We start from the raw sequence: 12,382 nt of genomic DNA, 5'->3' as shown, positions 1-12,382 counted from the left end.
GGCCATGACCGTGCCCGACGACGCGCGCCCGCCCGGAGGCGTCGGGTCGCCCGACGCCGTCCCGGCCGCCGCGTGGTCGCCGTCGCCGCTCGCGCTCGACCGGGCGGCGTTCCGGCGCGCGCAGCGGCGGCGGTCGCTCCTCGTCGCGCTCGTGAGCACGGTGCTCGTCGTCGCGGCGGTCGTGCTCGTCGTCGTCAACGCGCCGGGCTGGGAGCGGGCGCGGACCGCGTTCTTCGACCCGGCGATGGCGTGGGAGTCGCTGCCCGCGATCCTCGAGGGGCTGTGGCTCAACCTGCGCGTGTGGGTCGTCGCGGGCGTCGTCGGCACGGTGCTCGGGCTCGGTCTCGCGGTCGCGCGCACGAGCCGCATCCCGGCGCTGTTCCCGCTCCGGGCGTTCGCGACGGTGTACGTCGACCTGTTCCGCGGCGTGCCGCTCCTGCTCGTGCTGCTGCTCGTCGGGTTCGGGCTGCCGGCGCTGCGGCTGGAGTGGCTGCCGACGTCGGGCGCGTTCCTCGGCGCGCTCGCGATCGTCCTCACGTACACCGCGTACCTCGCGGAGGTGTTCCGCGCGGGCATCGAGTCGGTGCACCCGTCGCAGGTCGCGGCGGCGCGCTCGCTCGGGCTCACGCGCGCGCAGACGACGCGGCGCGTCGTGCTGCCGCAGGCGGTGCGCAACGTCACCGCGCCGCTCGCGAACAACCTCGTCTCGCTGCAGAAGGACTCGGGCCTCATCTCCGTCCTCGGTGCCGTCGACGCGATCCGCGCCGCGCAGATCGCGACGACGGGCAGCTACAACTTCACGCCCTACGTCGTCGCGGGGATCCTGTTCTTCCTCGTGTCGTTCCCGCTGACGCGCGCGGTCGACGCGTACCAGGCGCGCCGCGGCTGGGGCCGGTCGCTCGCGACGGTGAGCGGGGCGGGGGACATCCGATGAGCGCGTCCGCGACGCCGACCGGTGCGAGCCCCCAGGACGCGCGTCACCTGCTGTCCCTGCGGGGCGTGCGCAAGACGTACCCGGCGGCGGGCGCCCCGGGCGGGCGGCGGGTCGTGCTCGACGGCATCGACCTCGACGTCGACGCGCACCGGTGCGTCGTGCTCGTCGGGTCGTCCGGCTCGGGCAAGTCGACGCTGCTGCGCGTCGTCAACCTGCTCGACGAGGTCGACGACGGCCAGATCCTGCTCGACGGCGAGGACGTCGCCGACCCGCGCCTCGACGCGAACCGCGTGCGGGCGCGCATGGGCATGGTCTTCCAGGCGTACAACCTCTTCCCGCACCTCACGGTGCTCGACAACGTGACCCTCGCACCCCGGCTCGTGCACCGGCGCTCGCGCGACGACGCCGAGGCGGCGGCGGTCGGGATGCTGGGCCGCGTCGGGCTCGGGCACAAGGTGACGTCCTATCCCGACCAGCTCTCGGGCGGCGAGCAGCAGCGCGCGGCGATCGCGCGCGCCCTCGTCAACGGTCCCGAGCTGCTCCTGCTCGACGAGGTGACGTCCGCGCTCGACCCCGAGCTCGTGGGCGAGGTGCTCGACCTGCTCGCCGAGCTGCGCGCGGAGGGCCGCACGATGCTCGTCGCGACGCACGAGATGGGGTTCGCGCGCCGCGTCGCCGACGAGGTGTGCTTCCTGCACGAGGGCCGCGTCCACGAGCGCGGCACGCCCGAGCAGGTGCTCGGCGACCCGCAGCGCGAGCGGACCCGCGCGTTCCTGCGCCGTCTGCACGCCTGAACCCGCCCCCTCGGGACCGCGCCGAGCACCGCCCGACCCGGCCCGAACCCCGGTCAGCCGCGCAGCACGAGCACGACCGTCGCAGCGACCGACGCGCAGGCGACGAGGACGTACGGCCACGTCCAGGTGCGCTGCCCGGCGACGCGCAGCACCACGGCCACCGCGAGCGCGGCCAGGGCGAGCACGGGACCGTCGACGAGCGGGGCCAGGTCGACCGAGACGCGCAGGGTCTCCCGGAGCTGTGGCGGCAGGGGGACGAACGGCTGGCTCTGGCGGGCCGCGCCGTCGGGCACGAGCCACAGCGTGCGCAGCACCGCCAGGACGGCGAGGACGCGCGGCAGGGCGCGCAGAAGCGCGCCTCCGACCCGGGAACGGTCCCAGGACGACGACGCGGCAGGTCGGACGGGACGTGCGGACCGTGCGGCGGTCGCCGGGGCCGCCTCCTGGCGCGGCGCCGGCGTGGCCGCGGACGTGCCGACGGCGCGCGGGGCCGGGGCGCACGCGACCGCCGCACCGGTGATCCGCGGCCGGACGGACTCCGGACGCACGGCGGGCGACGACGGCGTCGGGCCGAGGTGCCGGACGGGGCTCCGGCGCGGCGGGACCGACGGCGGGACCGGCCGGCCGACCTGCGTGGCGACGAGGTCGGGGGAGTCCATGACGCGGGTCCGTCCGACCGCAGGCGGGACCGGCTCCGGCCGGGGTCGCGCCGACGGACCGCGGCCCAGCGTGGAGACCCGCTGCACGGGCACCGGCCAGGGACGCGGGTCCGGGGAGCCGGACGCCGGCACCGGGACGGGGCCGTCCGTGCGCGACCGCGCGGCCCGGGCCACGGGCTCGGAGCCCGGCACGGGGAGCATCGGGTGCGTCGGGCGACGGTACTCGCGCCACCCGCGCAGGGTGTCGGCGTGGCCCGCGGGCGGTGCCGCGGCCTGCCACCGCATCGCCTGCCAGAGCCAGTCCTTGAGCTCCGCCGGGGTCCGGCCGTCGGCCACGTGCGCGCCGATGCTCGCGACGTGGTCCGCGATGACCTCGGCGGCCGCGCCGTCGAACCCGTCGCCGTGCACCTCGGCCAGCACGCTCATCAGCGTCGCGTCGTAGACCAGGGCGTGCCACGGCTCCCGGACGCGGGCCGCGTCGGCCGCCCTGCCGACCGGCGTGACCTCCGCCGCCCGTTCGGCCCGGACTGGTGCGCCGGTGGCGGCGGCCAGCCCGGCGACGGGGCCCAGCGCTCGCTCGGCCGCGGTGGCGCCGTCGGCCACGATCCGTGACGTGAGGAGCAGGGTGTCGTCGGGGGCCTCCCCGGCGAGCCGAGCGCGCAGCACCGCGACGACGCTCTCGAGCGCGGGGCGGTGGTTCGGCTGGTATCGGGTCGCCGACAGGATCAGGTCCTGGAGGTGGGGGTCGATCTCGGGCAGCTCGGCCGGGGACGGGGCCGGCTCCGTCCCGGCCGGCACCCCGACCAGGTCGTCCGGGACCTCCCGCACGAGGTCGCCGGCCTCGAGGTCGCGGCCGAGAAAGTTGAGGTCCGCCGGCACGACCCCCGTCGTGGCGAAGATCAGGAGCAGGCCGAGCGCGTACACGTCCGAGCGAGGGTGCACGCGACGGGCGAACAGCTCCGGCGCCATGTACGCGAGCGTCCCGACGGGCTGGGTGGACGTCGCCGTGTCGAACAGCTTGGCGATGCCGAGGTCGATGAGGACCGCCCGGTCGCCGTCGACCATGATGTTGGCGGGCTTCAGGTCGCGGTGCACGCAGTGCTGCTCCTGCAGCACGAGCAGGGCCTCCGCGACGTGCGACGCCAGCCGCAGCGCCTGCCGTCCGTCCAGCGGGCCCGACGCGCGGACCTGCTCGCGCAGCGTGGTGCCGGGGACCAGCTCCATGGCGAACCACGGCTGGTCGTCGTCCAGGCCCGAGCGCACGAACGCGGGGAAGCCGCGCCCGCCCACGGCCTCCAGCAGCCTCGCCTCCTGCGCGAAGCGCTCGCGGGAACCCTCCTGGAGACCCGTGAGCACCTTCACGGCGACCTCCGCGCCGTCCGCGTCCGTCGCGCGGTAGACGTGCGCGAACCCGCCGTGCCCGAGCACGTCGGCGAGGGTGAACGGGCCCTTGCGGTCACCGCTCGCCGGCACCTGGCGGACGGGCCGGCGGGGCAGCGGCGCGGGGCCCGGCCCGGCGTCCGGAGCGACAGCGGGTCGGACGGAGACGTCGGTCGCCACCGCGAGGGCGGGCTGCTCGGGGCCGGGCATGGGCGCAACGTTACAAGCGCGCCGCTCCGGGACGGAGCAGACAACTCCGACGGCCCGGGCCGCGAGCGGCGCGTCGACCTGGGAGGCTGGACGGCATGGTCAACCGTCTCGCCGCCGCCGTGAGCCCGTACCTGCGCCAGCACGCCGGCAACCCGGTCGACTGGTACCCGTGGGGCGCCGAGGCGTTCGCGGAGGCGCGCCGCCGGGACGTGCCGGTCATGGTCTCGGTCGGGTACGCCACGTGCCACTGGTGCCACGTCATGGCGCGCGAGAGCTTCTCCGACCCGGACATCGGCGCGCTCCTCGCGCGCGGGTTCGTCGCGGTGAAGGTCGACCGCGAGGAGCACCCCGACGTCGACGCGAGCCTCCTCGCCGCGGCGAGCGCGTTCACCCCGGACCTGGGGTGGCCGCTCACGGTGTTCACGACGCCCGACGGCGCCCCGTTCTACGCGGGCACGTACTGGCCGCCCGTCCCCGTGGCCGGACGCCCCGCGTTCCGGGACGTGCTCGACGCCGTCGCGCAGGCCTGGGAGCAGCGGCGCGACCAGGCGGTCGAGATGGGGGAGGCGATCCGCGCGGCGCTGCGCGACGCGGCGGCGGGACGCCGGACGGGCGTGCCGCGCGCGGCGGCGACGGCGGTCGACGGCTCGGGAGCGTCGGGCGGCGCGGACGCCGGGCCGGTCGCCGACCCGGCCGAGCACGCCCGACGGGTCGTCGAGCGGCTGGAGGCGGCGGAGGACCGCGTGCACGGCGGCTTCGGGGGCGCTCCCAGGTTCCCCGTCGCCCCGACGCTCGAGCTCCTGCTCGACGTCGCGGCGTCGTCCGTCGTCGACCCGGAGGTCGCGCGGCGCGCGCTCGTCCTGGCGGGACGCACGGTCGACGCGATGGCGGCGAGCCCGCTGCGCGACGTCGACGGCGGCTTCTTCCGGTACGCGACCCGGCCGGACTGGTCGGAGCCGCACTACGAGCGGATGCTCTACGACAACGCGCAGCTGCTCTCGGCCGCGACGACGCTCGCCGTGCTGCGCCGGACCGGGCCCGTGGACGGACCGCTGCGCACGCCCGCCGAGGCGCCCGGCACGCCCGACCCGGGCGAGGCCACCGCCGAGGTGGCGGGCGACGTCGGGCGCTTCCTCCTGCGCGTGCTGCGCCTGGCCGACGGCGCGTTCGCGAGCGCGCAGGACTCGGAGTCCGTCGTGGACGGCGAGCGCGTCGAGGGCGGGTACTACCTGCTCCCGCCGGGCGAGCGTGCGCACCACGAGCCGCCGCCGCTAGACACGAAGGTGCTCACCGGGTGGAACGGGCTCGCGATCGAGGCGCTCGCCCGCGCCGGGCACCACCTCGGCCTGCCCGACCTCACGGACGCCGCGCGGGCGGCCGCCGACCGGCTGCTCGCGACCCACGTCCGGGCCGACGGGTCGCTCGTGCGCGCGTCGGAGGGCGGGGTCGCCTCGGACGCCGTCGCGACGCTGGAGGACCACGGCGCGCTCGCGACGGCGCTCCTCGTGCTCGGGGGCCTGACCGGGGAGGCGCGGTACGTGCGCGAGGGCCTGCGCCTCGTCGACGCGACGATCGGCCCGGACGGCGACCTCGCGCCTCCGCAGGGCACGGACCCGGTGCTCACCGACCTCGGGCTGGCGGCCGGGGCGGCGGCCGACCCGTCGGAGGGCGCGGTGCCCTCGGGCACGACGGCGGCCGCCCGGGCCGCGCTGCTCGCCCACCTCGCGACGGGCGAGCCGCGGTACCGGGACGCCGCGCTCGCGCACGTCGGCGCGTCCGCCGCGGCGAGCGAGCACCCGCTCGGCGCGGCGGGGGTGCTGCGCGTCGCCGTCGGGCTCGCGGAGCCGCCCCACCAGCTCGTGGTCGTCGCCGACGCCGACCGGCGGGAGGGGTTCCTCGCCGCCGCGCGCGACTGGTACCACCCGGGCGCGCTGCTGCTCGCCGCGACGCCCGACGACGCCACGACCCTCGCCGCCGACGGCGTCGCCCTGCTCGCCGACCGCGGGCCGGGTGCCTACCTCTGCGCGGACTTCGTGTGCCGGCTCCCGGTGCACGACCCCGCGGCGCTGCGGGACCAGCTCGGCGCCCGGACACCCTGAGACCGGGGGTGCAGCGCACTCCCGGCGGTCGCATGATGGAAGGACGGTGCGGCACGAGGAGGAGCCATGAGGGCATCGGTCGGGGACAGGATCGTGACCGCCTCGGGCGTCGTCGGCGGGGCGGTGCGCGACGGGGTCGTGGTCGAGCTGCGGCACGAGGACGGCTCGCCGCCGTACCTCGTCGAGTGGGCCGACACGGGCGAGCGGACGCTCGTCTACCCGGGGTCGGACAGCTACGTCGAGCACGTCCCGGGAGCGGAGACGGGCGACGGCACGGACACCACGAAGGTGTGGCGCGTGCAGGTGAGCGTCGTCGAGTCGGAGGGCCGGACGACGGCGGAGGCGGTCCTCGTCGCGGAGACGCCGGAGCACGTGCGGACCGTCGGGCGGGCGCGGCGCGACCCGCACGACCGCGACGTCCCGCTCATCGGCGACGAGATCGCCGTCGGGCGGGCGCTGCGCCGGCTCGCGGACCGGCTGCTGGACGACGCCGAGTCGGACATCGCGTCGTCGACGGGCGCCCCGGCGCACGTGCACCAGTGACGCGCCCGGGGGAGGGCGCGGCGCCCGGTGCCGCGGACGCCGCCGTGCGAGCGCGCGTGCACGGGCGCGTGCAGGGCGTCGGCTTCCGCTGGGCGACGCGCGAGCGGCTCGCCAGGCTCGGCCTCGACGGCACCGCGACCAACCGGCCCGACGGCACCGTCGAGGTCGTCGCGTCCGGGGCGCCGGACGCCGTCGACCGCCTCGTCGCCTGGCTGCGCGACGGCCCCACGCCGGGCGACGTCACGCACGTCGACGTCGAGCGGGCGCACGCCTCCTGAGGACGCGCCCCGGCGCTCCCGGGGTCCCCGGCGCGACCGGCGGCGGGCTCAGCCGTCCGCGCGTGCCAGCACGGACTCCCAGTGCCAGGGCTCGGGCACGCGCCCGTCGGGCTCGGCGAAGTCGGGGTGCGTCCAGCCGTAGGTCTCGGCGTGCTGCTTGAGCCACTCGTACTGCGGGGTGCCGAACGCCTGGACGCCGCCGCCCAGGTCGACGGCGAACCCCAGCCCGTGGTTCGAGCACCCGGGCGGCGCCGCGATGGGCGACGACGGGTCGTACAGGCCCTGCTGCTCCTCGAAGGTCCGGTAGGAGGAGTTGATCGTCAGGTGCACGCCGAACCGCTCGACGTACGCGGCGTCGAGGGCGACGAGCCCGTCCAGCACGTCCGCGCGCACCCGGTCGCCGGGCGACCACGGGATCGGCGCGAGAGCGGCGTCGGGCACGCGGCCGCTGTCGGGGTCCCACACCTGGTCCGGCGCCGGGCACGAGACGGCGTCCTGCGCGACCGACGTCTCCTCCGTCGACGTGCTCACGACCCCGAGGCCCGCGCCCAGGTCGAGCACCGCCTGCTCGAGCCTCGCGAGGTCGTCGCCCGCGAGCCCCGCGTCGGCGGCGGCGTCGGCCGCGGCCGCGGTGTCCAGCGCGTCGCGCAGCCGGGCGCGGACCGCCTCGTCGGCGCCGAGCCCCTCCGTCGCGGCGTAGATCTTCTCGCCCAGCGCGCTGGCGGTCGCCAGGCTCGCGCGCGCCGCGGTCACCTCGCTCCGCGCGTGGTCGAGCATCGAGGCGTGCACGGCGTCCGAGGCCGACACGAGCGACCGGTCCGTCGCGTCCGTGCCCGTGGTCATCCGGTCGAGGAACGGCGCCGCGAGCAGGGCGCGGGCGTCGTCCACCTCGGTCGTCAGCGCGGTCCGCACCGCCGGGTCCGCGACCTTCCCGTCCGACGCCGCGAGCAGGTCCTCGGCGGTCGCGGTCCGGTCGGCCAGCGCGTCGTACTCGGTGTCCCGGTACCAGGCGAACGCGCCGCCGCCCCCGCCCAGCACGAGCACGAGCGCCACGACGGCCGCGATCCACGCAGCCCGGTGCCGACGCTGCACGCGTGCGTGCCGACGCTCCCGGCCGCCCGGCGGGTGGTCCGCGGGGCCGGCGGGCGGGGCGGTGCTCGTGGCGGTCACACCGCCAGAACCTACGGCACGACGGCGACCCTCCCGGACGGATCCGGGGGTGCGCACGGACACGCTCACGGCTTGCTCACGAACCCCGACCGGTCCGTGCGTCGGCGGGCGCCGTCGTGCATCAGCCGGGGCGCGGCGACCCTCCCCAGATGGTGTCCCCGACGCGCCGCCGGGGGCGGATCGAGGAGGGACCATGAAGCGGCTGGTGCTGTGCTGCGACGGCACGTGGAACTCGCCCGTGAACGCGAGCGTGTCGAACATCGAGAAGATCGCGCGCTCCGTCCGCACCGGGATCGGACCGGACGGCGTCCAGCAGATGGTGTTCTCCGTCGAGGGCGTCGGGGCGCAGGGCTACCTCGTCGACCGGCTCCTCGGCGGGGCGTTCGGCTACGGCCTGACGCGCAACGTCGTCGCGGGGTACCGCCACCTCGCGCTCAACTACGAGCCCGGCGACGAGATCTACGTGTTCGGGTTCAGCCGCGGGGCGTACACCGCGCGCAGCGTGGTCGGGATGGTCGCGACCGTCGGCCTGCTCACCCAGGACGCGCTGGCGCGCGACCACCTGTGCGAGGCGGAGGAGGTCTACCGCGACCGCGACCCTGCCCGCCGCGCCGAGCGTGCCCGCACGTTCCGCGCCGCGTACTGCCACGACCACGTGCCGGTAGCGTTCCTCGGGGTGTTCGACACGGTCGGCGCGCTCGGCGTGCCCGGCCTGTCGCGCCGCCGCAGCCGGTTCCACGACCTGCGCCTGTCGACCGACGTGCGGTGCGCCCGCCAGGCGCTCGCCATCGACGACCGCCGCATCACCTTCGAGCCGTGCCTGTGGGACGTGCCCGTGGCCATGGCGCCCCGGGTCAAGCAGGTCTGGTTCCCCGGCGGGCACAGCGACGTCGGCGGCGGCGCGCGGGCGCGCGCCCTCTCGGACACCGCGCTGCTGTGGATGCTCGGCGAGGCCGTCGCGCGCGGTCTCGTCGTCGACGAGGAGCGCCTGCGTGCGCAGCTCCACCGGGACGACGAGCTCGTCTGCCGCGTCCGCCCCGGGCTGCTGTTCGGCGCGCTCAACCTCGTCAAGCGCCTGCACCACCGCCCGCGCTTCCGCGGCGCGCTGCGCGTCCTCGCGGGCGTGCCCACCCCGCCCGAGACCGTCGACGCCGTCTACCTCGCCGAGACGGCGGTGACGCTCAGCGCCGACCCCGCGTCGGTCTACGCGCGCCACGCGCGGAACCTCGCCTGGTGGCGCGACAGCGTGGGCCCGGACCTCGCGCGTCTCGTGGAGCCCGTGCCGGGCGCGGCCCAGGAGACCCGGCCGCTCGTGCTCGCCTGACCACGGGCGCCGCACCCGTGCCATGCTGGGCGGCGTGAGCGAGCAGACTCCCGACCGCGTCCCGGCCGAGCAGCTCGTCCCCGCCGACGCGCACGTCCTCGGGGACCCGGCCGCGCCCGTCACCATCGTCGAGTTCGGCGACCTCGAGTGCCCGTACTGCGCCGCCGCCGCCCCGGTGCTGCGGCAGGTCGTCGAGTCCTCCGGCGGCCGGGTGCGTCTCGTGTTCCGCCACTTCCCGCTGTTCGAGATCCACCCGCACGCGCTGTCGGCCGCGCTCGCCGTCGAGGCGGCCGCCGCGCAGGGCCGGTTCTGGGAGATGCAGGCCGCGCTGTTCGCGCACCAGGACCAGCTCGGCGAGGCCGGGCTCGCCGAGCGGGCCGAGGAGCTCGGGCTCGACGGCGCGTCGGTCGTCGGGGACGCGGCCCAGCAGTACGCCGCGCCGGTGCAGCGCGACTACGCCGACGCGCTCGCGGTCGGCGTGCAGGGCACCCCGACGCTCTTCGTCGACGGCGTCCGCTACCGCGGGCGCGTCACCGCGGAGGGCCTGCGGGCCGCCGTCGCCGCCGCGCGGCCGTAGGGCGCTCGCGGGGTCGGGGCTCCCGGGCGGCGACCACACTGGTACCCGTGGGGTGCCGTGCCGTGCGCTCGGGCGCGCGGTCACGTGGTCGCGGGCGGGTGCCAGGGGAGCGGCGGGAGCTCGGGCGGCGGGCCGTCCGCGCCGGGCGAGCACAGGGGCCAGCGCTCGCCGAACAGCCGGAGCGCGACGGACCCGAGCACGGCGGCGACGAGCGAGCCCGCGAGGATGCCGATCTTGGCCTGCTCGACGAGCGCCTCGTCGTCGAACGCCAGCTCGGCGATGAAGAGCGAGATGGTGAACCCGATGCCGGCGAGGATCGCCCCGCCGAGCAGGTGGGAGTACCGCACGCGCCCCGGCAGGTCGCCGAGGCCGAGGCGCAGGGCCAAGGTCGCGGCCCCGAAGATGCCGACGGCGTTGCCCACGACGAGCGCGACGGCGACGCCGATCGTCACGGGCGACGTGGCCGCCGCGCGCAGCGACTCGCCGTCGAGCTGCACCCCCGCGTTCGCGAGGCCGAAGACGGGCACGACGACGTACGCGCTCCACGGGTGCAGCACGCGCTGGAGGCGCTCGCTCGTGGGCACGGCCGCGCGCGCCGCGAGCTCGGTGAGGTGCTCACGCTCCGCCGTCGTCTCCTGCGCGAGCCGCTTGGCGTACTTCGGCACGACGGCGACGTCCACGGGCCGCGACGAGCGCGACGGCACGAGCAGGCCCACGAGCACGCCCGCGAGCGTCGCGTGCACGCCCGACGCGTAGACCGCGCCCCACAGCGCGATCCCGGCGAGCGCGTACGGCGCGAGGCGCCAGACGCCGAGCCAGCGCAGCACGAGGATCACGACGACGAGCGCGGCGGCGACGAGGAGGCCCGGGAGCCAGAGGTCGTCGGTGTAGAAGAGCGCCATGACGGTGATGGCGCCGATGTCGTCGACGACGGCGAGCGTGAGGAGGAAGAGCCGGAGCTGGTCGGGGCAGCGCGGCCCGAACAGGGCGAGGATGCCCACGAGGAACGCGGTGTCCGTCGACATGACGATGCCCCACCCGTGCTCCGCGGGAGACCCCGCGTTGAACGCGACGTAGATGAGCGCGGGGACCGCGAGGCCGCCCAGCGCACCCAGCGCGGGGACGGCGACGGTGCGGCGGTTGCGGAGCTCGCCGCTCGTGACCTCGCGGTTGATCTCGAGGCCGATGACGAGGAAGAACACGGCCATCGCGGCGTCGTTGACCCAGTGGTGCAGGTCCATCTCGAACGCCCACGGCCCGACGCGCCAGCCCGCCTCCGTGGACCAGAGCGCGTCGTAGGCGCCCGACCACGCGGAGTTCGCCCACACGAGCGCGACGACCGTCGCGGCGAGGAGCAGGACGGCGCCGCCCGCCTCGGTCGCGAGGAACGAGCGCAGCGAGGGCGCCACGGGGCGGAGCTGGAAGCGCAGCGGCGGGCCCGGCCGGGCGGGGACGCGGACGACGGGGAGGGACGACGGCGGAGCGGGCTCGGTCACTGGGCCTCCGGGTGGGTCGGGACGGGGCGACGCCCCGGGCGTCGGACCTGCGCTGGGACAACTCTTCCGGGCGGCAGATCCTTCCGCAACAGTCCTCGCGGGGGGCTCCGGGCGCGGACCCCCGGTGGCTTCGTCCATATCGTGGAAAAGTTCTTCCGAAACTCTTGTGGCGTCCGTCACGCGCTGCTAGCGTCGTGCGTGCCAACGGCGGGCCCGGGCCGAGCGACACGCTCGGTGGTCGACACGTTCGATCCGACACCGGCAGCTACCTACCAGGCGGACGTGACAACTCGCCTGCAGCGGCCCGCCGGCCGCCTCCTCCCGGCTCACCGACGAGCCCGGACGCCGGAGGCGGAGCACCCGGCGTCGCTGCCCGAACCGTGGAGACTCACCATGGACACTCTTGTCGTGGACACCGCACACCTGGACCGAGCCGTCGCCCTCGCGGTCGACAGCGTCGCGCACGCCGGAGGACCCTTCGGCGCCGTCCTCGTCACCGCCGACGGGCAGGTGTTCGAGGGCAACAACCGGGTCACGCAGGACAACGACCCGACCGCGCACGCCGAGGTCACCGCGATCCGGCGCGCCTGCGCCGCGCTCGGCACCTTCGACCTCACGGGCGCGACGCTCTACTCGAGCTGCGAGCCGTGCCCCATGTGCCTCGCGTCCGCCCTCTGGGCGCGCGTGCGCGCCGTGCACTACGCCGCCGACCGGTACGACGCCGCGCGCGCCGGCTTCGACGACGCCGCCTTCTACGACTTCTTCGACGCCGACCCGGCCGACCGGGTCATGCAGGTCGTGCACGAGCGCACGGCCACCGCCACCGCGCCGTTCGACGCCTGGCGCGCCCTCGAGTCCCGGGTCGAGTACTGACCGGCCGCGCGGCCGATCGGTACCTCAGGAAAGGGCACAAGGACG

At 76.6% G+C, this 12,382-nt stretch carries 11 protein-coding genes; 8 read left to right on the top strand and 3 right to left on the bottom strand.

The genetic code is table 11. The features are described from left to right. Window positions 1-4 precede the first annotated feature (4 nt). Both RDI86_RS03240 and RDI86_RS03235 read left to right on the top strand, forming a co-directional pair. Window positions 5-934, top strand: coding sequence for an amino acid ABC transporter permease (locus RDI86_RS03240; RefSeq protein ID WP_085388326.1), 930 nt, complete (start codon window positions 5-7; stop codon window positions 932-934). Beyond that, a complete protein-coding gene (locus tag RDI86_RS03235; RefSeq protein WP_308820672.1) occupies window positions 931-1,728 on the top strand; it encodes an amino acid ABC transporter ATP-binding protein in 798 nt (265 codons plus the stop codon). Before RDI86_RS03240 ends, RDI86_RS03235 begins: the two co-directional genes overlap by 4 nt. Before the next feature lie 53 nt (window positions 1,729-1,781). Here the strand turns inward: RDI86_RS03235 and RDI86_RS03230 are convergent, their stop codons facing one another. Beyond that, window positions 1,782-3,977: a protein kinase gene (locus RDI86_RS03230; protein WP_308820671.1), complete on the bottom strand. Its 2,196-nt coding sequence runs from the start codon at window positions 3,975-3,977 to the stop codon at window positions 1,782-1,784. 95 nt (window positions 3,978-4,072) lie between these two features. Here RDI86_RS03230 and RDI86_RS03225 point away from each other — a divergent pair, with 95 nt between their 5' ends. The 3 genes from RDI86_RS03225 to RDI86_RS03215 all read left to right on the top strand — a co-directional run bounded on the left by RDI86_RS03225 (window position 4,073) and on the right by RDI86_RS03215 (window position 6,897). After that, a complete protein-coding gene (locus RDI86_RS03225; protein ID WP_308820670.1) occupies window positions 4,073-6,076 on the top strand; it encodes a DUF255 domain-containing protein in 2,004 nt (667 codons plus the stop codon). Between the two features lie 66 nt (window positions 6,077-6,142). Further along, window positions 6,143-6,619, top strand: coding sequence for a dsRBD fold-containing protein (locus tag RDI86_RS03220; protein ID WP_061266925.1), 477 nt, complete (start codon window positions 6,143-6,145; stop codon window positions 6,617-6,619). After that, complete coding sequence (locus RDI86_RS03215; RefSeq protein ID WP_085388322.1) at window positions 6,616-6,897, top strand: acylphosphatase; 282 nt, start codon at window positions 6,616-6,618, stop codon at window positions 6,895-6,897. Before RDI86_RS03220 ends, RDI86_RS03215 begins: the two co-directional genes overlap by 4 nt. A 48-nt stretch (window positions 6,898-6,945) precedes the next feature. Here RDI86_RS03215 and RDI86_RS03210 read toward each other — a convergent pair whose 3' ends face one another. Next, on the bottom strand, window positions 6,946-8,067 hold the full coding sequence (locus RDI86_RS03210; protein WP_308820669.1) for a M15 family metallopeptidase: 1,122 nt from the start codon (window positions 8,065-8,067) through the stop codon (window positions 6,946-6,948). A 193-nt stretch (window positions 8,068-8,260) separates the two neighbouring features. Between RDI86_RS03210 and RDI86_RS03205 the strand changes: the two genes are divergently transcribed. Continuing rightward, window positions 8,261-9,391, top strand: coding sequence for a DUF2235 domain-containing protein (locus RDI86_RS03205; protein WP_211931881.1), 1,131 nt, complete (start codon window positions 8,261-8,263; stop codon window positions 9,389-9,391). A 34-nt stretch (window positions 9,392-9,425) separates the two neighbouring features. Next, window positions 9,426-9,968 (top strand): DsbA family protein, encoded by a 543-nt coding sequence (locus RDI86_RS03200; protein WP_308820668.1) that lies wholly within the window; start codon window positions 9,426-9,428, stop codon window positions 9,966-9,968. A gap of 80 nt (window positions 9,969-10,048) precedes the next feature. Here RDI86_RS03200 and nhaA read toward each other — a convergent pair whose 3' ends face one another. Then, complete coding sequence (gene nhaA, locus RDI86_RS03195; protein WP_076405167.1) at window positions 10,049-11,464, bottom strand: Na+/H+ antiporter NhaA; 1,416 nt, start codon at window positions 11,462-11,464, stop codon at window positions 10,049-10,051. A 393-nt stretch (window positions 11,465-11,857) separates the two neighbouring features. On the opposite strand from nhaA, the gene RDI86_RS03190 reads away from it, so the two are divergent. After that, window positions 11,858-12,337, top strand: a complete 480-nt coding sequence (locus RDI86_RS03190; protein ID WP_308820667.1) for a nucleoside deaminase — start codon at window positions 11,858-11,860, stop codon at window positions 12,335-12,337. Window positions 12,338-12,382: the final 45 nt, after the last annotated feature.

Origin of the sequence: Cellulosimicrobium sp. XJ-DQ-B-000, assembly GCF_031119065.1 — a bacterium.
GTDB lineage: Bacteria > Actinomycetota > Actinomycetes > Actinomycetales > Cellulomonadaceae > Cellulosimicrobium > Cellulosimicrobium funkei.
The sequence above is the reverse complement of the archived record's forward strand: the minus strand, read 5'-3'. Positions and strand labels throughout refer to the sequence as shown.

Coding starts and splice junctions, on each gene's coding strand:
- RDI86_RS03240 (WP_085388326.1), top strand. CDS start 5: ATGACCGTGCCCGACGACGCGCGCCCGCCCGGAGGCGTCGGGTCGCCC.
- RDI86_RS03235 (WP_308820672.1), top strand. CDS start 931: ATGAGCGCGTCCGCGACGCCGACCGGTGCGAGCCCCCAGGACGCGCGT.
- RDI86_RS03230 (WP_308820671.1), bottom strand. CDS start 3,977: ATGCCCGGCCCCGAGCAGCCCGCCCTCGCGGTGGCGACCGACGTCTCC.
- RDI86_RS03225 (WP_308820670.1), top strand. CDS start 4,073: ATGGTCAACCGTCTCGCCGCCGCCGTGAGCCCGTACCTGCGCCAGCAC.
- RDI86_RS03220 (WP_061266925.1), top strand. CDS start 6,143: ATGAGGGCATCGGTCGGGGACAGGATCGTGACCGCCTCGGGCGTCGTC.
- RDI86_RS03205 (WP_211931881.1), top strand. CDS start 8,261: ATGAAGCGGCTGGTGCTGTGCTGCGACGGCACGTGGAACTCGCCCGTG.
- RDI86_RS03190 (WP_308820667.1), top strand. CDS start 11,858: ATGGACACTCTTGTCGTGGACACCGCACACCTGGACCGAGCCGTCGCC.